Source organism: Agromyces aerolatus (assembly GCF_031432255.1).
GTDB lineage: Bacteria > Actinomycetota > Actinomycetes > Actinomycetales > Microbacteriaceae > Agromyces.
Map to the genome: position 1 here is coordinate 434,145 of NZ_JAVKGQ010000001.1, position 22,248 is coordinate 456,392.

Consider the following 22,248-nt stretch of genomic DNA (forward strand, 5'->3'; position numbering starts at 1 on the left):
AGCAAGCAGCTCGCAGCGCCGCGACCCCGACCGGGACTGAGGACCACGACGCCCAGCTGGGGCAGCCGCGAAGCATCCGCTCGCCTCGGCTGACCCAGCCTGCCCGATCGCCGCGCCGCCGAGCCACGTTCCGCGGTGCCTTGTGCCGTGTTCAGGAATTACCGCGGACTCCACGGCGTGTCGGCGCGCGACGCGCCGGCACCTACCCGAATCTTCCTGAGCAAGCAGCTCGCAGCGCCGCGACCCCGACCGGGACTGAGGACCACGACGCCCAATCGGGGATTGGTCAGCGGAGCGCGGGGACGACCTCACGTTCGTACAGCTCGATGCCGCTGAGGTCGTAGGCCGCCTCGGGGAAGTAGTGGATCGCGTAGCCGAGACCCCGCTCCTTCGCCTGCGTCAGCTTCCCGGCGACCTGCTCGGGCGTGCCGACGAGCGCGGCACCGCCGTGGAACGCGCTCATGAATCTCGTGGTGCCGTCAGGCCCGAGGTGCGGGGCGACGCGGGCCTCGATGGTGGCGAGGCGACGCTCCACGTCCGCGGCATCCGCTCCGACGACGGTGTTGAAGTTCGCCGAACGCGTGATCTCGTCGAAGTCGCGGCCGAGCCGGTCGGTGTGGCCGCGCAGCACCTCGCTCTTGTGGCTGAACTCGTCGAGGCTGCCGAAGAAGTTCGTGTACGACGCGTACTTCGCCGCGATCCTGAGCGTGACCTTCTCGCCTCCGCCCGCGACCCAGATCGGGATGCCGCCCGGCTGCAACGGCTGCGGCTGCACGATCGCGCCGTCCACCCGGTAGTGCTCGCCGTCGAGCGTCGCGCTGCCGGTCGTCCACGCCTGGTGCATGATCTCGACGCCCTCGCGCAGCATCGCGAGCCGCTCGGACACGGGCGGGAACCCGTAGCCGTACGCCTCCCATTCGTGCTCGTACCAGCCGCCGCCGATGCCCATCTCGATGCGGCCGCCCGAGATGAGATCCGCGGTGGCCGCGACCTTCGCGAGGTACGCGGGATTGCGGTACCCCATGCAGGTGCACATCTGGCCGAGGCGGATGCGCGATGTCGACGCCGCGAACGCCGACATGAGCGACCACGCCTCGTGCGTGGCCTCGGTGGGGCTCGGCACGGGCGTCGTGTGGAAGTGGTCGTACACCCAGACCGACTCCCACGGCGCGTCAGCGGCGTCGGCTCGCGCGGCGATGCCGTGCATCGTGGCCCAGTGGTCGGCAGGCTCGATGCCGACGAGGTCGTAACGCCAGCCCTGCGGGACGAACATTCCAAAGCGCATGCGGTCAACCCTAGGCTCTCGGAAAGCGCATCCCCTCCCCTTGACGCGCCCGCGCCACTTCCCGCGCCCCCGCGCCACCTCCGCCCGCCCGCGCCACATCCCCGCCGCCGCGCCATGAAGGACCGATCGCGCCAGGTACGACGGTCGTACTTGGCGCGATCGGTCGGGGGCGGCGCGGCAGTGCCGACGGCCGGCCGCCGGTGCCGGCTACGTCAGCGCGAAGCGCAACTCGGCCATGGCCGGCCCCGACCACGCGGCCGTGCCCTCGAGGTCGTCGCCGCGCACGGTCACCACGCGACCACCCCGCGCGATCACCAGGAGGGCGAGCTGCGGCAGCAGGTCGCCCGCGCGGCGACCATCGGTGAGCTGGTCGCCGTTGCCGTGGTCGTTCGCGAACTCGATCGCGCCCGACTCCCGGTCGAGCGCGCCGTTCACCGAGGTCGTGAAGTCGAACCAGAACGTCTCCACCGCACCCTCGACCGCCTCGTGGGCGATCGCCGAGAGGTCGCGTTCGACGCGGCCGGCGCTGCCGTCGGCGAGCGTCTGCAGCTGCGACACCGCCTCGTGGATGTTGAGCTTCGCGAGCTGCAGGCGGATCGCCTCGTCGATCTCGGCCGCGTTCAGCCGGTCGGAGCCGCCCGGGACCGGCACGATCCGCCGTCCGTTGCGGCTGCGGTCGATGAACAGGCTCAGCAGCGGCTCGGTTGCGAACACGAACAGCGGGATCCGCTCCTCAGGGTCTCGCTCGTAGAGGTCGTGCTTGACGACGTCGGCGACCCGCTTGGCGTAGAGGTCGAGGAGCGTCTTACGCCCCTCGTCGCCCTCGAGGCGGCTGGCGCCGTTCTGGGCGCCGACCCCGCTGCCCGCCCCGCGCGGCGCACGCTCGCCGGGCTCGCGGTTCGTCGCGGCGTCGAGGTTCGCGAGCCCCTCGGCCTCGATCTCGAGCCGCGTCGCGCGATCGGTCGGCGTCGCGTGCCAGACACACCACTCGTGAGCCGAGATCGTGATCGCGAAGGCCTCCTGATCTTGGCTGGGCGCGCGGAGCAGCTGACCGAGCGTGAAGTGCGCTCCGACGTGGACGGCGTCGTCGAGCCGGTTCGGCAGGACGAACACCTCCTCGACGCCGGGCGCCACGAAGATCGCCATCGAGCGCGACAGGTTTCCCCAGAGCGGTTCCGCGCGCAGGATGGCGTCGCGGCTGCGCCGCAACCCGTCGACCTCCGGCCCGGTGGCTCCGTCGGCGCGCACGCGCTCGATGGCCTCGTCGAACGCGCTCTTCACCGCGACCTCGGCACGCTCGCGTTCAGCCACGACCGGCGAGGTCGACGTGTAGATGCTGATCGCGGGATAGTGCTCGCCGGCCAATGCGGCGAAGTCCGCGGTGGTGGGCAACTCGTAGTGAACGGCCATACGTTCCTCCCCGGGTTGAACTCGCGACCCGCGACCGCGGTGTCGCTCGCGACCAGCCTAGGAAGGCCGGGCGGAGAATGACACCCTTTTGCGGGACACTTGACGCGCCGGGCAACCTCGGGTTAACGCACGGGGTGGTTCGACCGGAGCACGCCGGCCGGGTCGACGTCGTCCTTCACCGCGCGAAGCCGTCGCAGGCGGTCGCCGAACAGCGACTCCGGCGCGACCGGGTACTCGGCGAAGTTCAGATAGCCGAGGTCCGCCTGCCACGGTGCGATCGCGGCCCGCACCCGGTCCAGGGAGGCCGCGAGCACCTCGCCGAGGCCCGGCGCCGCGATCCCGACGGCGTAGACGGCGTAGCCCGCATCGAACCCGGCCGTGGCTCCCGGGAACGGCAGCCCGCGCGAGGCCGCGTGGCGCGTCGCGACAGACGGCCGCACCATGCCGCCGAGGTGCCTGATCTCCACCGACAGCAGCGCGCAGTCCGAGTCGGGCCCGGTCGCGTCCGCGAACGCCCGCACCGTGTCCGGTCCGAGCTCGGCGAGGGCCATCCCGTCGCCGAACCCGGGCACGGGCTCGGGCGGGTCCATGTGCAGCTGCAGCAGCTCGGCGGTCGGCTGCGGATGCACCGAGTCGAGGTCGGGGCCGAGCTCGCGCAGCGGCGCGAGCAGTTCGTCGGCCCGGTCGGGCGTCTCCTGGATCGCGACCTCGATCGCGACGAACGACTTGCCCGCGAGGAACGGGGGCAGCTCGGGCATCGGCGGGATCCGCAGCACCCGGCCCAGGCTGGTCACGGCGTCGGGCACCGTCTCCGTCCACGTGCGCCAGGCCTGCAGGACTTCCTCGGTGCGTTCGAGCGGGAAGAACAGCGCACCGGCCACGATCGTCGCGATGGGATAGAGGCGGAACTCGAGCGCCGTGACGATCGCGAAGTCGCCCCCGCCGCCTCGGATAGCCCAGAACAGGTCTTCATCGTGCTCGGCGTCGACGCGCCGCGTGCGGCCGTCCGCGGTGACCACCTCGGCCGCGATGACATGGTTCGCGGCGATCCCGTGCGAACGGGCGAGCCACGACAGCCCGCCGCCCAGCGTGTACCCCACGACGCCGACGTCGTGCGAGGACCCGGCGAGCGCGGTGAGCCCGTGCGGCGCGACGGCGGCGATCACGTCGCCCCACTGCGCGCCGGCCTCGACTCGAGCGACGCGCGCGTCGACGTCGACCTCGACGCCCCGCAGCTCGTGGGTGCGGAGCAGGATCGCGTCTGCGAGCCCGTCGTCGGCCGCGAGCGGACCGGCGTTGTGGCCGGTCGCCTGCGGAGCGACGGCGAGACCGGCCTCGCGAGCCGTGTTCACCGTCCGCACCACGTCGTCCGTCGAGGCGGCGACGACGACCGCGGCCGGCCGCTGGTCGACGGCGAGGTTCCACGCGACGCGCGCGAGGTCCCAGTCGTCGGCGCCGGGCGTCACGAGGCGTCCGTCGAGCTGCGCGCCGAGCCGCGCGAACGAGTCACGCCGGCTCGGGCCGCGCGGGTCGAGGGCTGCCGGGTCGGCCGCGGTTCCATCCGCGGGCTGGGTGGCTCGAGTGTGCATTGTGGATCCTTTCGGGTTTCGTCACGGGACGAGGAGCGGATACCGCGTCGGCGGCCGCGGGTACGGCGCACACGACGTGGGGTCATTCAATCCCTCTGCGGCTCCCGCCGCACCAGTGAATTCCCGCCGACACACATCAGGGATGTCCCGGGTGTGCCCGGGACAGCCCGGATGCGCCGTCCGGAATACCTCGCCCGGGGCATCCGTTGCCTCCCGGTGATGACCACCACGACCACCGCGCCCACCACGCCGCGCCTCTCCGTGCTCGATCTCGTCCCGGTCCGCACCGGCCAGTCCTCGGCCGAAGCGGTCGCCGCCTCGATCGCGCTCGCGCGTGCGGCCGACCGGCTCGGGTACGAGCGGTACTGGTTCGCCGAGCACCACAACATGCCGGCGGTCGCCTCGACCACGCCGCCGGTGCTCATCGCCGCCACCGCGGCGAACACCGAGCGGATCCGGGTCGGCTCGGGCGGCGTCATGCTGCCGAACCACGCCCCGCTCGTCGTCGCGGAGCAGTTCGCGGCGCTCGAGGCGATCGCCCCGGGGCGCATCGACCTCGGCATCGGTCGCGCGCCGGGAAGCGACCCGGTCATCACGCAACTGCTCCGCATCAGCGGCCCCACGGCGGACGTCGACCGGTTCCCCGACCACATCGCCGACATCATGAGCCTGCTCTCGCCCGAGGGTGCGACGCTCCGGCTCACCAGCGGACGCGAGTACGCGATCGCCGCGACGCCGTCGGCGACCGGGACTCCCGCGCTGTGGCTGCTCGGCTCGAGCGACTACTCGGCCAAGCTCGCGGCCGAGCTCGGCCTGCCGTACGTGTTCGCCAACCATTTCTCGGGCGAGGGCCTCGAGCGCGCGCTCGAGCTCTATCGCAGTGAGTATCGTCCGAGCGAGGCGCACCCCGCGCCCGAGACGTTCCTCACGGTCAACGCATCCGTCGCCGCGACCGCCGACGAGGCATCCGACCGCGCCCTGCCGCAGCTGCGCTCGATGGCGCGCCTGCGCAGCAACCTGCCCATGCGCCCGCTCGAGACGGTCGAGGAGGCGCTCGCGGCGCCGCACGACTCGATCGGCGCGGAGCTCATCGCCGCCATGCGGCGGCGATGGATCATCGGTGACGCGGATGCCTCGGCCGCCGAGGTGCGGCGCCTCGCCGAGCGGCACGGGGTCGACGAGGTCATGATCGTGCCGATCGGCGGCACCTACGAGGGCGAGCCGGCGGATGCCACGCCCGGGCGCGTGCAGACGCTCGAGCTGCTCGCGGGCGCGCTCAGCTGACGTCGGCGGCCGCGGGGGCCTCGGCCCGCGTCTCGGCGCCGCGGAAGTGCGTGACACCGAACGCGACCAGCACCTGCATCGAACGGTCGCGCGTGGCGGGTGCAGCTGAAATGCACCCGCCATCTGGGACCGTTCGATTGCCGCGGGTCGTCCGGGCACGAAGATGCCCCGGCGAGCCGGGGCATTCGTTGCGGCGGGTCAGGCCGCGAGGCGGCGAAGGTCGTCGGTCGAGGCGCGATACTCGTCGCCCTCGGCGATCACGACATCGCGCGGGACGCGTGCACCGTTCTGCACGCGTGCGCCGTTCCCGATCGTGGCGTAGGGGCCCACGACCGCGTGCCGGCCGACGACCGCGCTGCGGCCGATGTGCGCGTTCACGCCGACGATCGCTCGCTCGGCGACGATCGCGTCGCGATCGACCCAGCCTCCCGGCCCGATGCTCGCGTTCCGCTGCACTTCGGCTCCGGGGTCGACGTAGGCGGTCGGGTCGACGAACGCGGTGGGGTCGACCTTCGCGGTGGTGGCGACGAGGCCGCGACCGTTCGGGTGTTTGCGGTATCGCCGCAGTACCCCGTTCTCGTCCTCGAACTCGACATAGTGGATGCCCACGTGCTCCTCCCTTCACGGACGTGTGTTGCACGCCCCGAACATGGATACAACACCGGATCTGATCTGGGAATTCCCTTGCGCTCACCGGCCATCCTGATTAAGGCGCCTAGGCTGACGGGAGCCGGTTCTCGTACTGGACCGGCCTTCACCCCCGGGATCTCCATGACGTCAGCCGAGCTCCGCGAGCCGCCGCTGCACGAGCCGCCGCTGCGCGCGCGGCCGTTGCTCGAGCTCGACGACGTTCGAATCCGGCACGCGGGCGCCGAGACGGCGACCCCGTCCGGGGTCACGCTCGATGTGCGCCCCGGCGAGGTCGTGCTCGTGCTCGGGCCATCGGGGTGCGGCAAGTCCACGCTGACGCTCGCGCTGAACGGGCTCATCCCGCACGCCGTGCCCGCCGAGATCGACGGCCGCATCAGGGTCGCCGGGCTCGACACCGCCGAGCACCCCGTCGGCGTGCTGAGCGCCCACGTCGCGATGGTATTCCAGGACCCCGACGCGCAGGTCGTCACCGGCAGCGTGCTCGACGAGGTCGCGTTCGGACCCGAGAACCAGCTGGTCCCGGCGGACGAGGTGCTCGCGCGCGCGGAGCGCGCGCTGAAGCTGGTCGGGCTCTGGGAGCGGCGCGGCGACAACCCCGATCGGCTCTCGGGCGGCGGTCGGCAGCGCCTCGCGATCGCGTGCGCGCTGGCCATGGCGTCTCCCGTGCTGGTGCTCGACGAGCCGACCGCGAACCTCGACCCGGCCGGCATCGACGAGGTGTACGCGGTGCTGCGCGAGCTGGCGGGCGAGCGCGACCACGCGATCGTGCTCGTCGAGCACAACCTCGATGCCGCGGTCGACATCGTCGACCGCGTCGTCGTGCTCGACCGGGACGGCCGGCTGATCGCCGACGGCCCGGCCGGCGACGTCTTGCGCGCGCGAGCCGACGAGCTCGCGGCCCTCGGCGTCTGGCTGCCGGTGTCGACGCTCGCCGCCATGCGGCTCCGCGACGCCGGCGTCGTGCTCGACCCGCTCCCCCTCAGCCCGTCGGAGCTCGCGGCGGCGCTCGACGCCGAGGCGGCGCTCCCCGCGCCGGTCGCGCACGCGCCGCGCCGGCGGTCGGCTGCTCAGGATGTGACGGATGCCCCGGGCATCACGGGCGCTCCGGGCATGACGGATGCCCCGGGCTGGACGGATACCTCGCGCGCCGCCGACGCCCGGCCGGCGGTCAGGGTGCGCGGGCTCTCCGTCCAGCGCGGCGGACGACGCGGACCGACCGTGGTGCACGACGTGGATCTCGACGTCGCGGCCGGCGACTTCCTCGCGATCGTGGGCACGAACGGCGCGGGCAAGACGAGCCTGCTGCAGGCGGTCTCGGGCGTGATCCCGGCCAGGTCAGGCACGATCGACGTCCTCGGGCTCGACCCGTCGCGCGCCGACGCGCGAGCACGCGGCCGCCGCATCGGCTTCGTGTTCCAGAACCCCGAGCACCAGTTCGTCGCCGCGACCGTCGCCGAGGAGCTGCACGTGGGGTTGCGGCAGCAGGACCTCCCCGACGCGGAGCGCGACGAGATCGTCGAGCGGATGCTTCGCCGGTTCGGCCTCGACGCGCTGCGCGCGCAGCATCCGTTCCTGCTCTCCGGGGGTCAGAAGCGCCGCCTGTCCGTCGGCACCGCGCTCATCGCGGGCCCGCCCGTGCTCGCGCTCGACGAACCCACCTTCGGCCAGGACCGCGGGCGCGCCGCCGAGCTGCTCGACATGCTCCGTCAGCTGAACGACGAGGGCACGACGGTGCTCGTCGTGACCCACGACCTGCAACTCGTCGCCGACCACGCCACACACACCGCCGTCATGGCCGACGGGCGCCTGATCGGCGTCGGCCCGACCAGTGAGGTGCTGACCGGCCCGCTCATCGAGCAGGCCGGGCTTCGGCACCCGCCGCTCGCGCGCGCCACACGCGGGCTGACGCGCCACCCCGCGTGGCGCACGGTCACCCGGCTCGCTCAGCTGCCGTCGGCCGGGGGCGCCCTGTGACCAGGCATCAAGGCCCGGACCCGGTCGCGGTCGGAACGACGACGGCATCCCTCGGCTCCGACCCGCGCGACGCGGCACCCGGCGAGCTCCCCGCGGCATCCGGCGGACGGTTCCTGAACCGTCTCAACCCGCTTGCGACGCTCGCCGCGACCCTGCCGGTCATGATCGCCGTCATCTTCACGCGCGACCTGCTCGTACCGGCCGTGCTGCTCGTCGCGTCGCTCGCGCTCATCCTGATCGGCGCGAGACTGCGAGCGCGCGCGGCGGCCGCCCTCGTGCTCGGCACCCCGCTCGTCGTCGGACTGCTCGCACTGAGCTTCGGCGCATGGGTCGACCCGGCGCGCGTGGCCGCCGTCTCGCCCGAGGCATCCGTCGTGCTCGTCGAACTCGGTGACTGGCGTTTCACGCTCGGGGCGTTCCTCGTCGGGCTCGCGACCGCACTGCGCGTCGTCGCCGTCGTGATGCTCTCGCTCATCACGGGCGTCTCCACCACGGGCCCCGAGCTCGTGCGCGCCATGGTGCAGAACCTGCGCGTGCCCTACCGCATCGGGTACACGGCACTCGCGGCGCTGCGGTTCGTGCCCCGGTTCGGGCATGAGCTCGAGGTGATCCGCGCGGCGCACCGGGTGCGGGGCGTCGACCACGGCCGCGGTCCCGTGGCGTGGTTCCGGCGCACGGTCGGGCTCGCCATCCCTCTGCTCGCGAGCGCGATCCGGCACGCCGAGCGGGTCGCGCTCGCCATGGACGCGCGCGCCTTCGGCGCACACCCGACCCGCACCGAGCGCACCATCAGCCGCTGGCGCACACGCGACACGGTGTTCGTCGGGCTCTGCTGGGTTGCCGCCGCCGCGCTCTTCTGGTGGGCCGCGGTCCGCTGATCGCGATGCGCTCGGAATCCGCATCGCGAGTCGTCGGCACCGGACCGCGACGCGCCGCCGAGCACAGGTCTGCAACGGCGTGTCGCGAGAACGTGCCGACGACTGACGACAGGTCCGGCGGCGACGCGCGCTACGCGGCCGTCGTTCCCTCGATCTCGATGAGGAAGACCAGGGTCTGCCCGCCGAGGTTCACGCTCGGGTCGGTGCCGTACGCGAGCTCCGGCGGGATCGTGACGATCAGCTTGGTGCCGACCTTCTGGCCGACGAGCGCCGCACCGAACCCGGGAATGACCTGGTCGGTGCCGAACGTGCGCGCCTCACCCGGGTACGACTGGTCGAAGATCTCCTTCGTGTTCCAGCTCTGGCCCTGATACTTCACGGTGACCTGGTTGCCCGCCTCGACGGTCTCGCCGTCCCCCTCCTCGAGCACCGTGAGCAGCAGCTCGGTCGGCGGCTCGGTGTCGGGGATGGTCACCGTCGGCGGCTCGTCGCCGTTGAAGGTCACCTCGGGGACGTTCTCGGTCCACTCGCTCGGCGTCGGCGGAGGCGTCTCCTCGGTGATGCCCGTGACGTCGGCGACGATCACGACCGCCTCGCCCGGTGCGACGCCGATCGACTCGTTGCCCTGCTCGCCATAGACGTCCGCCGCCGGCGCCACGGTCGCGGTCCGCGTGCCGACCGGCACGCAGTCGATCGCGGCGCGGAACCCGGTCAGCAGCGTGGACTCGCCGACGCCGAGGCTCACGGGCTGCGAGATCAGCTGCTCGCCGCTCGTGCCGCTGTACATCGTGAGGACGACGTCGACCTCTTGCCCGGGCTCGGTCGCGTCGCCTTCGCCCTCGATCAGGATGCTCCGCTGAAGCTCTTCGGTCTCAGCCGGTGTGTCGAAGGTGGCGTTCGGCACCTCACCGAACGCGCCGTCGGCCGTGACCCCGTCGGACAGGGAACCCGAAGAGACGTCCATGCACTCCCCTGCGGCGGCGGCGGGCGTCGTCGACGCGGGGGTCGAGCCGTCGCCGCTCGCGCAGCCGGCGAGCACGAGGGCGGATGCGGCGGCGAGCGCTACGGGCGCGGCAAGGCGCAGGGCGCGATTCATCAGAGGTCTCTCTTCGTCGATGACAGGACTGACCCAGTGTGCCCGATCCGGCTACGGATTCGCTGAGTCGTCCGGTCCCGGAAGCACCGCCCGGGATCCGCCGTGCGGCACCCGGCGCCCGGGGATCCACGGCATGATGTGCGTATGGGGGAAGAGACCAACGAACCTGACGCGGCCGACGGCCCGTCCGCGACGCCGGGTGCGACCGCGGTCACGGCACTCGACGCCGCGCTGTGGGAACCGCTCGCGTCGGCCGCCCTGCTGCGCTCGCAGCCACAGTTCGACGAGACGGTGCTCGATGCGTGGTGCCGGGACGGCGCCGCAGCAGTGCCGACGGCCGCCCTCGTCGGACCGGGCGGCCGCGTCGACGCGATCGACCCCGACGAGCTGCTCGTGGCGGTCGCACGCGAACGCGGCGCGGACCTGCCGCAGCTCGAGGTGCACATCGCGGACCCCGCCGAGTGGCCGACCGACGGGTACGACCTCGTGCAGTGCGTGCTCGGCCTCGCCTCGTGCAGCACACCCGACGAGACGGCGCGCCACCTCGTCTCCCTGATGAGGCCCGGGGGCCGCATCGTCGTCTCGCTGTGGGCCGACGGGGCGCTCCGCCCGCTCGCCGACCTCGCGCGCGAGACGCTCGCCGAGGTGCACACCGGTCCCGTCGAGCGCGACGAAACCGCACGCGGATCGAAACCCGGCGAAGCCGCCGAGGCATCCGTCGCCGTCGCGCTGCCGGGCACCCCCGGAACGCTCGCGACGCTGCTGCACGATCTCGGCCTGGCCGAGGTCCGCGCGGAGCGCGTCGACCGGCACCTCGACCTCTCGGGCGACCTCGCGTGGGAGCTGGTCCTGGGCGCCGGGCTGCTGCCGGCCGAGACGCTCGCTGAACTCGACGACGACGCGCTCGATCGGTTGCGGAGCGGCATCGTCGCCGGCGTCGCCGAACGGGAGCTCACACGCGTCGACGCCTCGACGCTGATCGCCGTCGGGCACCGCGCCGGCTGACGTCCGGCGCTGCGTCAGTGCGCTGTGACGCGCGGCCCGCGGCGCTGGATCTCGGGTACGCGCAGCTGGGGCACGACCCGCAGCATGAACCGGTCGAAGCCCGGAGCGGTGAATGCCGCGTACCCGTGCTCGGGCGCATAGAGCAGACCGAGCTCGATCAGCTCGGCGCGGATCGGCCCGACCTGCGTCGACTCGCGACCCATGAGCCGTGCCACGTCGGCGGCTTTCTGCGGTGCCGGGCCGAGCTCGGCCATCGCCCGCAGGTACGCGGTCTGCAGCGGCGTCGCGCGTTCGAGCCGCAACCGGAAGAACCAGCTGTCGAGCCGAGCGTCGTAGGCGTCTTCCGCGAGCTCGACGTCGGTGCGCCGCACGAGGTCGCCTTCGGCGACCGACCAGGTCTGCGCGCCGAGCTCCTGGATGAAGCACGGGTACCCGCCGGTGATCTCGAGCGCACGCTGCACCGCGGCCTCCTCGAACGCCACGCCCTCGGCGAGCGCGGGCCCGGTCAGGGCGGCACGCGCGTCGCCCGGCGCGAGCGGCCCGACCGACGGGAAGGAGAACAGCCGGTCGGCGTACGACCTCGCCTCACCCGTGAGCTCGGCGAGGTGCGGCAGGCCCGCGCCGACCCACGTGATCGGGAGACGACGCTGCGACGTCGCATGCACGGCGTGCACGAGCGCCTCGAACTGCGTGCGCGACAGGAACTGCGCCTCGTCGATGAGCAGCACGACGCCGCGCTCGTGCGCGCGCGCCGCCTCGCCCATCGCGACGAACACGTCGGCGAGGTCCATGTCGAGGTCGCCGGAGTCGCCCGCGCCCTCGGCGGCCGGCACGTCCCACGCGACGCCGAACGCGCACGCGAGCTCGACCTGCGCGCCGAACGCCGTGAGCACCTCGGCCGCGACCCGGTCGCGCTCGGTCCAGCGCGGACGCGGTGCGAGCCGGAGCAGCGCCGCCTTCAGGTGCGTGAACACCGCGAGCCGGAACCGGCCGTCGTCGCACTTGACCGCCTCGAGCTCGACCGGCTCCCAGCGCTCGCCGCGCGCGACCTCGGCGAATCGTGCGAGGAGCACGGTCTTGCCGACGCCGCGCAGGCCGGTGAGAATCATCGAAGGCTCGGCGCGGCCTCGCCGGAGGCGGCCGAGCAGGACGCGGAAGGCCTCGAGCGGCTCGCCCCGCCCGGCGAGCACCTCGGGATCGGCGCCCGCGTGGGGGGTGTACGGATTGCTCGCACGGTCCACCCCGCGAGTATACGCCGATCGCGTCATTTTATAAAGGGTCGATAAATCGCCCTAAAGCACCGAAGACGTCCGATAGACTGGCCTCTCGGGTTTCCCAGTACGCAGCGTGTGAGGAGTGTGGATGATCCTCAGCCTCGTCCTGTTCGGCGCCCTGTCGCTCGTCGCGCCGCTGCTCACGAGGCTTGTGGGGCGCCGCGTCTTCCTGGTGCTCGCGCTGCTGCCCGCCGCGGTCTTCGTGGTCCTGCTCACGCTGCTGCCCGACGTGATCGACGGCAGCGCGGTGGTCGAGTCCGTCGACTGGATCCCCGCGCTCGACATCGCGTTGAGCTTCCGCATCGACGCGCTCGCGCTGCTGCTGGCGCTCATCGTCACGGGCGTCGGCGCGCTCGTGCTCGTCTACTGCACCTGGTACTTCTCCGACGACGAGCCCTCGCTCGGGCGCTTCGCCGCCCTCCTGCTCGCGTTCGCCGGCGTCATGCTCGGCCTCGTCACCGCCGACGACGTGTACATCCTGTTCACGTTCTGGGAGGCGACGAGCGTGCTCTCGTACCTCCTGATCGGCCACTACACCGGGCGCAAAGAGAGCCGCGGTGCGGCCCTCCAGGCGCTCACCGTCACCACGTTCGGCGGGCTCGCGATGCTCGTCGGGCTCGTCCTGCTCTCGGTCGAGGGCGGCACGACCTCGCTCAGCGCGCTCGTCGAGAACCCCGTGCTCGGCCCGGCCGGCGAATGGGGCATCGCGCTCGTGCTCATCGGCGCGATCTCGAAGAGCGCGCTCGTCCCGTTCCACTTCTGGCTCCCCGCCGCCATGGCCGCGCCCACGCCCGTGTCGGCGTACCTGCACGCGGCCGCGATGGTCAAGGCCGGCGTCTACCTCATCGCCCGGCTCGCGCCCGGCTACGCCGACCTCGAGGTGTGGCATCCGATCGTCGTGATCCTCGGCGCGACGACCATGCTCGTCGGCGGCTGGCGCGCCCTCCGCCAGTACGACATCAAGCTCCTGCTCGCCTACGGCACCGTCAGCCAGCTCGGCTTCCTCGTGCTCGTCACGGGCTTCGGCACTCGCGACGCCGCCCTCGCGGGTGTCGCCCTGCTGCTCGCGCACGCGCTGTTCAAGGCCGCGCTGTTCCTCGTCGTCGGCATCGTCGACCACGCCGCCGGCACGCGCGACTGGCGGAAGCTGTCGGGCGTCGGGCGCCGCATGCCCGTGGTCGCGACCGTCGCGGTCCTCGCCGCAGCGTCCATGGCCGGCCTGCCGCCGCTCATCGGCTTCGTCGCGAAAGAGACCGTCTTCACCGCCTACCTCGAGGCGACCTCGGCGGGCGCCACCACCGGGCTCGCGGGCTGGGCGTGGCTGGCGCTGATCGCCGCCTTCCTCGGCTCGGTGCTCACCGTCGCCTACAGCGTGCGCTTCATCTGGGGCGCGTTCTGGTCGAAGCCCGGCGTCGAGCCCACGCCGCTGCACCGTGAAAGCCCGCTCATCGCGGTCGCGCCCGCCGTGCTCTCGGTCGCGAGCCTCGTCGCCGCGTTCGGCATCGCCGCGATCGAACCGCTGCTCGCCGCGTACGCCGACGAGCTGCCCGGCCCGCTCGACTACCACCTCGCGCTCTGGCACGGCTTCGAGACCGCACTCGCGCTGTCGCTCGCGGTCTACGTGCTCGGCGCGCTCCTCGTCTGGGGCCGCGCACGCGTCGCCCGCATGCAGGCGTCGGTGCCGCAGCTCGTCGACTCGGGGCGCGGCTACCTCCGCGTCGTGTCCGCGGTCGACCGGTTCGCCGCGGCGATCACGACCGCGATCCAGAAGCGCGGTCTGCCCGGGTACGTCGCGGTCATCGTGCTGGTCTTCATCGGCGGCCTCGGCGCCTCGGCGATCGCGAACACCGTGTGGCCGGGAAGCATCCGGCTCTGGGACTACCCGGCGCAGCCGTTCCTGGCCCTCGTCATGGCGGTCGCCGCCATCGCCGCCACGTTCGTGCAGCAGCGCATGTCGGCCGTGCTGCTCGTGGGCATCACCGGGTACGGGCTCGTGCTGCTGTTCGGCATGTCGGGCGCGCCCGACCTCGCCCTGACGCAGGCGCTCATCGAGACGGTCACGGTGGTCGTGTTCGTGCTCGTGCTGCGCCGGCTCCCGAAGCGCATCGGGCAGCGGAACCCGCCCGTGCACCCGGTCCTTCGCGGCATCGTGGGCGGGGTGGCCGGTCTCGTCATGGCCGTCATCGGCTTCATCGCCCTCGGCGCACGCATCCAGCCGACCATCTCCGAAGGCCTGCCGGCGCTCGCGCTCGAGGCGCACGGCAAGAACATCGTGAACGTCATCCTCGTCGACATCCGGGCGTGGGACACGCTCGGCGAGATCTCGGTGCTCGTCGCGGTCGCGACCGGCGTCGCGAGCCTGATCTTCGTCTCGGGCCGCACGGGCGGCGCGCCGCGCCTCGACAACGGCCCCGGCCGCCGCGACCGTCTCCGGCCCGTGCCCGAGCCCGCATCGAGCATCGGCGGCGCCCGCCGCAGCGTGGCCGACACGGCGGGCGAGGAGCATGCCTCGGGCGAGGCATCCGACACCCGTCAGACCTGGCTGCTCGCCGGTCGCACCCTGTCGCCGCGCCGTCGCTCGATCCTGATCGAGGTCCTCGTCCGGCTCCTCTTCCACCCGGCGATCATCGTCTCGGTGTACCTGCTCTTCGTCGGCCACAACCAGCCCGGCGGCGGGTTCGCGGGCGGCCTGCTCGCGGGCATCGCGCTCGTCGCCCGGTATCTCGCGGGAGGCCGGTACGAGCTCGGCGAGGCCGCACCGATCGACGCCGGCCGGCTGCTCGGCACGGGCCTGCTGCTCGCCGCCGGCACCGCCGCGTCCTCGCTCGTGTTCGGGCTCACGGTCTTCGAGTCCACCTGGTTCGAGCTCGACGTGCCCGTGCTGGGCACCCTCTCGGCCGGCACCTCGACCCTGTTCGACATCGGCGTCTACCTCGTCGTCGTCGGGCTCGTGCTCGACATCCTCCGTGCGCTCGGCGCCGAGGTCGACCGCCAGCAGGAGGAGGCGGACGAGGCGTCCGCCGAGTCCGGGGCCGACGCCTCGGCCGAGGGGGTGCGCGCATGACCGCCTCGCTCACCCTCCTGCTGCTCATGGCCGTGCTGTTCGGCGCGGGCATCACGATCATGCTCGAGCGCAGCCTCACGCGCGTGCTCATCGGCTTCCTGCTCGTCGGCAACTCGGTCAACATCCTGATCTACCTCATGAGCGGCGCCCCTGGGCTCGCGCCGCTGCTCGAAGACGGCGTCGACCCGAGCGAGATCTCCGACCCGCTGCCGCAGGCGTTCATCCTCACCGCGATCGTGATCAACCTGGGCATCACGAGCTTCATGCTCGCGCTCATCTACCGCTCCTGGTGGCTCGCCCAACTCGGCGACGAGGGCGACTCGGTCGATGACACCGAAGACCTCATGGAAGACGTCGAAGAAGCCGAAGAGCTCATCCGGTCCTCGCACGAGGACGACCGCGCCATTCAAGAAGTGCTCGACGCGAGTGACGAGGAGGCACCCCGATGAACCCCTCCGCCCTCGTCCCCCTCGTCGTCCTGCTGCCGCTCATCGGCGCGGCCGTGAACCTCATCCTCGGCCGGCACCGCCGCGCCCAGATGGCCGTCTCGGCCACGGTGCTCAGCGCGGTCGCCGTCATCGCCGCAGCCCTCCTGCTGATCGTCGACGAGGCCGACCAGGGCATCTCGGTCGCCGTGGGTGCGTGGGAGGCGCCGTTCGGCATCGTGCTCGTGGTCGACCGGCTCGCGGCCATCATGATCGTGGTCTCCGCCGTGGTCCTGCTCGGCGTGCTCGTCTACGCCGTCGGGCAGGGCATCGCCGACCAGCATCGCGAGACGCCGGTCTCGATCTTCCACCCGACCTATCTGATCCTGTCGGCCGGCGTGTTCAACGCGTTCATCGCGGGCGACCTGTTCAACCTCTACGTCGGCTTCGAGATCCTGCTGGCCGCGAGCTATGTGCTGCTCACGCTCGGCGGCACGGGTGAACGCATCCGCGCGGGCGTCACGTACATCATCGTGAGCCTCGTCTCGTCGCTGTTCTTCCTGTCCGCGATCGCGCTCATCTACGGTGCGACCGGCACCGCGAACATCGCCCAGCTGTCGGTCCGGCTCGCCGAGCTGCCCGACTCGGTGCAGCTCATGCTGCACCTGCTGCTGCTGCTCGCGTTCGGCATCAAGGCCGCCGTGTTCCCGCTGTCGTTCTGGCTGCCCGACTCGTACCCGACGGCGCCCGCCCCGGTCACGGCGGTGTTCGCGGGCCTGCTCACGAAGGTCGGCGTGTACGCGATCATCCGCACCGAGACGGTGATCTTCGCCGACCACGACGTGTCGACGCTGCTCCTCATCGTCGGCGGGCTGACCATGGTCGTCGGCATCCTCGGTGCACTCACCCAGGCCGACATCAAACGTCTCCTGTCGTTCACGCTGGTCAGCCACATCGGGTACATGATCTTCGGCATCGGGCTCGCCTCCGAGCTCGGCATCGCCGCGACCATCTACTACGTGGTGCACCACATCACCGTGCAGACCGCGCTGTTCCTCACGACCGGGCTCATCGAGCGCTTCGGCAGCTCGACCTCGATCACGCGCCTTGCGGGCCTGCTGAAGGCGTCGCCGCTGCTGGCGATCCTGTTCTTCATCCCGGCGCTCAACCTCGGCGGCATCCCGCCGTTCTCGGGCTTCCTCGGCAAGGTCGGCCTGTTCGTCGCCGGCGCAGAGGTCGCGCCGGCCGACGCCGGCGGCGAGGCCTGGCTCATCTGGGTCGTGATCGCGGCCGGCGCGATCACCTCGCTGATCACGCTGTACGCGCTCACCCGGTTCTGGAACATGGCGTTCTGGCGTGGGCGCAACGAGCTCGAGGGCTACGACTCGGTGCTGCTCCAGTCGGTGCAGGAATGGCCGGATGCCTCGGGCGCGACGACCCGCACCGCGACGCGCTCGACCCCGGTACTGATGGTCGCCGCGACCACCGCGCTCGTGGCCGTCACCATCCTGCTCACGGTGTTCGCCGGCCCGCTGTTCGACCTCGCGTCGCGCGCGGCGATGAACCTCGAGTCGGGCGTGTACGTGTCGCTCGTCTTCCCCGAGGGGGTGACGTGATGCACGCCGAGGTGTCGTTCTGGAAGTCGCTCTGGCGCCAGGCGCCCCTGCTGATCGCGCTCGTCGCCCTGTGGCTGCTGCTGTGGGACCACGTCGACGTGCTCACGGTGGTCACGGGCGTGCTGCTCGCGGTGGGCGTCACGCGTGCGCTGTACCTGCCGCCCGTGCTGCTCTCGGGCCGGTTCAATCCGTGGCGTGGCCTGCTGCTCGGGCTGCGCATGATGTTCGATGTCGTCGTCGCGTCGTTCCAGGTCGCGTTCCTGTCGGTCGCGCCGTGGTGGAAGCCGATGAACGCGATCATCGCCGTCCAGCTGCTCACCCGGTCGGACTTCGTGACGACGCTCACGGCCGAGGCGATCTCGGTCGTGCCCGGCACGGTCGTGGTCGACATCGATCGCGAGCGCGGCCTCCTCTACTTGCACGCGCTGGGCACGCGCACGCCGGCCGACATCGAGAACGTGCGCAGGAAAGTGCTCGGCGTCGAGGAGCGGATCGTGCTGGCGATCGGCTCCCACGACCAGGCGGAGTCCATCCGCGCGGCCCGGCGCGAGCGCCGCGCAGCCCGCGAGAAGGGAGCGGCGACATGAGTTTCCTCGCCATCGTCAGCGTCATCGCCGGACTCATGTTCGGCATCGGCGCGATCGCGGCGGTCTGGCGCATCATCCGTGGCCCGTCGATCCTCGATCGCGCGCTCGCGACCGACGTGCTGCTCGCCATCGGCATCTGCGCGCTCGGCTCCGAGATGGCGATCAACCAGCACACCGACACGCTCGTCGTGATGCTCGTGCTCGCGCTGTTCGCGGTCATCGGCTCGATCTCGATCGCGCGCTTCATGGCGAGACAGGATGCCTCGTGAGCGCCGCCGAACTCGCGGTCGGCGTGCTCGTGGTGCTGAGCGCGTTCTTCTCGATGGCCGCCGGCATCGGGATCCTGCGCTTCCCCGACGTGCTCACCCGGCTGCACGCGGCGACGAAGCCGCAGGTGGCGGGCCTCGCGACCGTGCTGCTCGCCATCGTGGTCCAGGTGCCCACGTGGGGCGTGCTCACCACCGCGGTCCTGGTGATGCTGTTCCAGCTGCTCACGCAGCCGATGACCGCGCACATGCTCGGCCGGTCGGCGTACCGCACCGAGCACGTGCGGCGCGATCTGCTCATCGAGGACGACCTCGGCCGCGATATCGCCGACCACGCCGAGCCCGACGAGCTCGACGAGGCCGAGCCGGGCGCCGAGCCCGAGGAGACCGTCGGCCCGGAGGGCCGCCACTAGCCGACGCCCGGCCCGCCGCCCGGCCCGCCGCGCCGCGTATCCGCGCCACGTGCGACGATCTGCGCCACGTACGACGGTCGTCGCTGGCGCAGTTCGTCGCGGTTGGCGCGGACCGCGGGCGGAATACGGTGCCGGGCGTGGGCGCTGAGTCCGGTGTGAGGAAACGCATCGGATTCCTGTCGTTCGGGCACTGGCACCCCTCCCCCATGTCGGGCACGAGGTCGGGGCGCGACGCGCTCGTGCAATCGATCGAGCTCGCGGTCGCGGCCGAGGAGCTCGGCCTCGACGGTGCCTACTTCCGCGTCCATCACTTCGCCCGCCAGCTCGCGTCGCCGTTCCCGCTGCTGGCCGCGATCGGCGCGCGCACGAGCCGCATCGAGATCGGCACGGGCGTGATCGACATGCGCTACGAGAACCCCCTCTACCTGGCCGAGGAGGCTGCAGCCGCGGACCTCATCAGCGCACACGCCGGAGTCGAGGGCCGCCTGCAGCTCGGGGTGAGCCGTGGCTCGCCCGAGACCGCGCTCGACGGCGCGCATGCGTTCGGGTTCGTGCCGCCCGAGGGGCAGACCGATGCCGACCTGGCGCGCGCGAAGACCGAGCTGTTCCGGGCCGCGATCGCCGGGGCCGGGGTCGCTCCCGCGAATCCCCAGATGACCGGCACGACCGGGATGCTGCCGATCCAACCGCAGTCGCCCGGACTCGCCGATCGCATCTGGTGGGGCTCGGGAACGCGCGCGACCGCCGAGTGGACCGCGCAGCAGGGCATGAACCTCATGAGCTCGACCCTGCTCACCGAGGACACGGGTGTGCCGTTCGACGAGCTGCAGGCCGAGCAGATCGCGCGGTTCCGCGCGGCGTGGGCCGAGGCCGGCTGGGAGCGCGAGCCGCGCGTCTCGGTCTCCCGGAGCATCCTGCCGATCGTGACCGACCAGGACCGCGGCCTGTTCGGCGAGCGCGAGGCATCCGACCGCGACGACCAGGTCGGATACCTCGACGGCGGTCTCGCCCGGTTCGGCAAGAGCTATCTCGGCGATCCCGACCGCATCGCGGCCGACCTCGCGCAGGATGCGGCCGTGCGCGAAGCCGACACGCTGCTCGTGACCGTGCCCAACCAGTTGGGCGTCGACTACAACGCGCGACTGCTCGCGACCATCGCCGAGCACATCGCGCCCGCGATCGGCTGGCAGCGCACCGGCTGATCACGCACCCGAGTGCGCGTCTCGCGATTGCACCTCCACAGAGGGGCCCCGCACCTGGGTTGTGCACAGCTCGCGTCGCGCGGAGCGCCCTGTCAGAGGCATCCGCTTGACTGGGTGGATGAGCGCGACCGCCACCGACACCCGAGCCGCGGCCCTCGCGTCGCTGCGCCAGCTCGTGGGGCGTGACGACGCCGAGTTCCACGACGGGCAGTACGAGGCGATCGAGGCCCTCGTCGAGGGGCGCCGGCGCGCGCTCGTCGTGCAGCGCACCGGGTGGGGCAAATCCGCGGTGTACTTCGTGGCGACGCTGCTGCTGCGGCGCGCGGGAGCGGGTCCGACGGTGCTCGTCTCGCCACTGCTCGCGCTCATGCGCGACCAGGTCGCGGCGGCCGAACGCGCGGGCGTGCGCGCGGTGTCGATCAACTCGACCAACGCGCACGAGTGGTCCGACGTGCTCGCGAGGCTCGACGCCGACGAGGTCGACGTGCTGCTCGTCTCGCCCGAGCGGCTGAACAACCCGTCGTTCCGCGAACAGCAGCTGCCCACGCTCGTGCGTCGCATGGGCCTGCTGGTCGTCGACGAGGCGCACTGCATCAGCGACTGGGGGCACGACTTCCGCCCCGACTACCGGCGTCTGCGCGACCTCATCGCGCAGATGCCCGCCGACGTCCCCGTGCTCGCGACCACGGCGACCGCGAACAGCCGCGTCGTCGCGGACGTCGCCGAGCAGCTGGAGACGGGCGCGGGCACCGAGGTGCTCACCATCCGCGGGCCGCTCGCGAGATCGTCGCTGCGACTCGGCGTGCTGCAGCTGCCGAACTCCGCGAGCCGGCTCGGCTGGCTCATCAGCCACCTCGACGAGCTGCCCGGCTCGGGCATCATCTACGCGCTCACGGTGTCCGCGGCCAACGACACCGCCCGGCTGCTGCGCGAGCGCGGGCACGAGGTGCGCGCGTACACGGGGCAGACCGATGCCGACGAGCGCATGGAGTCCGAGGCGATGCTCAAACGCAACGAGGTCAAGGCGCTCGTCGCGACGAGCGCCCTCGGCATGGGGTTCGACAAACCAGACCTCGGCTTCGTGGTGCACCTCGGTGCGCCCAGCTCGCCCGTCGCGTACTACCAGCAGGTCGGCCGTGCCGGCCGCGCGACCGAGAACGCCGATGTGCTGCTGCTCCCCGGGGTCGAAGACCGCGACATCTGGCACTACTTCGCGACCGCTTCGATGCCAGACGAAGATCGCGCCCAGCGCGTCATCGCCGCGCTCGACGGCGACCGGCCGACCTCGACGCCCGCGCTCGAGGCCATGGTCGACATCCGCCGCACGCCGCTCGAGCTGCTGCTCAAGGTGCTCGACGTCGACGGCGCCGTGCGCCGCGTGCAGGGCGGCTGGGTCGCGACCGGCGAGCCCTGGGTGTACGACGCCGAACGGTATCGCCGTATCGCCGACGAGCGCGTCGCCGAGCAGCAGCACATGCTCGAGTACGAGACGACCGACGAGTGCCGCATGGCGTTCCTCCAGCGCTCGCTCGACGACGCGACCGCGGCGCCCTGCGGCCGCTGCGACCGGTGCGCCGGCGCCTGGTATCCGGCCGAGCTGACCGGGCAGGCGGCCGAGGCCGCGCGCAGCGCGCTCGACCGGGTCGGCGTGCCGATCGAGCCGCGTGGCATGTGGCCCACGGGCGCCGACCGGCTCGGCGTCCCGGTCAAGGGCAAGATCCCACCCGGCGAACGCCCCGCCGAGGGTCGCGCGCTCGCGCGCCTCACCGACCTCGGGTGGGGCGGCACCCTGCGCGAGCTGTTCGCCGCCGGCGCGGCGGATGCGCCCGTGCCGCCGCAGGTGCTCGCCGCGTGCGTGCGGGTGCTCGCCGACTGGGGCTGGGCCGAACGACCGGTCGCGGTCGTCGGCATGCCGTCGCGGTCGCGACCAGAGCTCGTCGACTCACTCGCCCGCGGCCTCGCCGAGGTCGGGCGGTTGCCCTATCTCGGCGCGCTCGAGTTCCGCAACGGCGGCCCCGAGGGCGGCCCCGGCGGCAACAGCGCCTTCCGCCTCGCCGGCCTGTGGGATCGTGTGTCGGCCGACCACCTCGACCTGCCGGCCGGCCCCGTGCTCCTCGTCGACGACCTCGCCGACAGCCGCTGGACCCTCACCGTCGCCGCCCGCGAGCTCCGCCGCGCAGGCGCGACGACCGTCCTGCCGTTCGCGCTCGCGCTGCGCGGGTGAGCCGG

18 protein-coding genes are annotated in these 22,248 nt (G+C 72.3%); 12 read left to right on the plus strand and 6 right to left on the minus strand.

Annotated features, from left to right (window positions below; genetic code table 11):
- Window positions 1-286 precede the first annotated feature (286 nt).
- The 3 genes from RH864_RS02025 to RH864_RS02035 all read right to left on the minus strand — a co-directional run bounded on the left by RH864_RS02025 (window position 287) and on the right by RH864_RS02035 (window position 4,284).
- Window positions 287-1,285, minus strand: coding sequence for an LLM class F420-dependent oxidoreductase (locus RH864_RS02025; RefSeq protein ID WP_310515824.1), 999 nt, complete (start codon window positions 1,283-1,285; stop codon window positions 287-289).
- 207 nt (window positions 1,286-1,492) lie between these two features.
- A complete protein-coding gene (locus RH864_RS02030; protein WP_310515825.1) occupies window positions 1,493-2,695 on the minus strand; it encodes a hypothetical protein in 1,203 nt (400 codons plus the stop codon).
- A 122-nt stretch (window positions 2,696-2,817) separates the two neighbouring features.
- Window positions 2,818-4,284: an FAD-binding oxidoreductase gene (locus RH864_RS02035; RefSeq protein WP_310515826.1), complete on the minus strand. Its 1,467-nt coding sequence runs from the start codon at window positions 4,282-4,284 to the stop codon at window positions 2,818-2,820.
- A 219-nt stretch (window positions 4,285-4,503) separates the two neighbouring features.
- On the opposite strand from RH864_RS02035, the gene RH864_RS02040 reads away from it, so the two are divergent.
- On the plus strand, window positions 4,504-5,568 hold the full coding sequence (locus RH864_RS02040) for an LLM class flavin-dependent oxidoreductase (RefSeq protein WP_310515827.1): 1,065 nt from the start codon (window positions 4,504-4,506) through the stop codon (window positions 5,566-5,568).
- A 198-nt stretch (window positions 5,569-5,766) separates the two neighbouring features.
- Here the strand turns inward: RH864_RS02040 and RH864_RS02045 are convergent, their stop codons facing one another.
- Window positions 5,767-6,177 (minus strand): transferase, encoded by a 411-nt coding sequence (locus RH864_RS02045; RefSeq protein ID WP_310515828.1) that lies wholly within the window; start codon window positions 6,175-6,177, stop codon window positions 5,767-5,769.
- Between the two features lie 162 nt (window positions 6,178-6,339).
- Here RH864_RS02045 and RH864_RS02050 point away from each other — a divergent pair, with 162 nt between their 5' ends.
- Both RH864_RS02050 and RH864_RS02055 read left to right on the plus strand, forming a co-directional pair.
- Window positions 6,340-8,193: an ABC transporter ATP-binding protein gene (locus RH864_RS02050; protein WP_310515829.1), complete on the plus strand. Its 1,854-nt coding sequence runs from the start codon at window positions 6,340-6,342 to the stop codon at window positions 8,191-8,193.
- A complete protein-coding gene (locus RH864_RS02055; protein ID WP_310515830.1) occupies window positions 8,190-9,071 on the plus strand; it encodes an energy-coupling factor transporter transmembrane component T in 882 nt (293 codons plus the stop codon). The genes RH864_RS02050 and RH864_RS02055 overlap by 4 nt, the downstream gene beginning before the upstream one ends.
- Window positions 9,072-9,201: 130 nt before the next feature.
- On the opposite strand, the gene RH864_RS02060 is transcribed toward RH864_RS02055, so the two are convergent.
- Window positions 9,202-10,167 carry an FKBP-type peptidyl-prolyl cis-trans isomerase gene (locus RH864_RS02060; protein ID WP_310515831.1) on the minus strand — a complete coding sequence of 322 codons (966 nt, stop codon included), beginning with the start codon at window positions 10,165-10,167 and terminating at the stop codon, window positions 9,202-9,204.
- Window positions 10,168-10,311: 144 nt separating this feature from the next.
- Here RH864_RS02060 and RH864_RS02065 point away from each other — a divergent pair, with 144 nt between their 5' ends.
- Window positions 10,312-11,172 (plus strand): class I SAM-dependent methyltransferase, encoded by an 861-nt coding sequence (locus tag RH864_RS02065; protein ID WP_310515832.1) that lies wholly within the window; start codon window positions 10,312-10,314, stop codon window positions 11,170-11,172.
- 14 nt (window positions 11,173-11,186) lie between these two features.
- On the opposite strand, the gene RH864_RS02070 is transcribed toward RH864_RS02065, so the two are convergent.
- Complete coding sequence (locus RH864_RS02070; protein ID WP_310515833.1) at window positions 11,187-12,413, minus strand: ATP-binding protein; 1,227 nt, start codon at window positions 12,411-12,413, stop codon at window positions 11,187-11,189.
- Window positions 12,414-12,534: 121 nt separating this feature from the next.
- On the opposite strand from RH864_RS02070, the gene RH864_RS02075 reads away from it, so the two are divergent.
- From RH864_RS02075 to RH864_RS02110, 8 genes are all read left to right on the plus strand, one after another.
- Complete coding sequence (locus tag RH864_RS02075) at window positions 12,535-15,510, plus strand: Na+/H+ antiporter subunit A (RefSeq protein WP_310515834.1); 2,976 nt, start codon at window positions 12,535-12,537, stop codon at window positions 15,508-15,510.
- Window positions 15,507-15,959 (plus strand): sodium:proton antiporter, encoded by a 453-nt coding sequence (locus tag RH864_RS02080; RefSeq protein WP_310515835.1) that lies wholly within the window; start codon window positions 15,507-15,509, stop codon window positions 15,957-15,959. Before RH864_RS02075 ends, RH864_RS02080 begins: the two co-directional genes overlap by 4 nt.
- Window positions 15,956-17,551 carry a Na+/H+ antiporter subunit D gene (locus tag RH864_RS02085; RefSeq protein WP_310515836.1) on the plus strand — a complete coding sequence of 532 codons (1,596 nt, stop codon included), beginning with the start codon at window positions 15,956-15,958 and terminating at the stop codon, window positions 17,549-17,551. Before RH864_RS02080 ends, RH864_RS02085 begins: the two co-directional genes overlap by 4 nt.
- Window positions 17,551-18,138 carry a Na+/H+ antiporter subunit E gene (locus tag RH864_RS02090; protein WP_310515837.1) on the plus strand — a complete coding sequence of 196 codons (588 nt, stop codon included), beginning with the start codon at window positions 17,551-17,553 and terminating at the stop codon, window positions 18,136-18,138. Before RH864_RS02085 ends, RH864_RS02090 begins: the two co-directional genes overlap by 1 nt.
- The gene (locus RH864_RS02095; protein ID WP_310515838.1) at window positions 18,135-18,407 is read left to right on the plus strand and encodes a monovalent cation/H+ antiporter complex subunit F; all 273 of its coding nucleotides are present in this window, start codon (window positions 18,135-18,137) and stop codon (window positions 18,405-18,407) included. The genes RH864_RS02090 and RH864_RS02095 overlap by 4 nt, the downstream gene beginning before the upstream one ends.
- A complete protein-coding gene (gene mnhG / locus RH864_RS02100; protein ID WP_310515839.1) occupies window positions 18,404-18,817 on the plus strand; it encodes a monovalent cation/H(+) antiporter subunit G in 414 nt (137 codons plus the stop codon). Before RH864_RS02095 ends, mnhG begins: the two co-directional genes overlap by 4 nt.
- A gap of 137 nt (window positions 18,818-18,954) precedes the next feature.
- Complete coding sequence (locus RH864_RS02105; protein ID WP_310515840.1) at window positions 18,955-20,019, plus strand: LLM class flavin-dependent oxidoreductase; 1,065 nt, start codon at window positions 18,955-18,957, stop codon at window positions 20,017-20,019.
- Between the two features lie 118 nt (window positions 20,020-20,137).
- Window positions 20,138-22,243 carry a RecQ family ATP-dependent DNA helicase gene (locus tag RH864_RS02110; RefSeq protein ID WP_310515841.1) on the plus strand — a complete coding sequence of 702 codons (2,106 nt, stop codon included), beginning with the start codon at window positions 20,138-20,140 and terminating at the stop codon, window positions 22,241-22,243.
- Window positions 22,244-22,248: the final 5 nt, after the last annotated feature.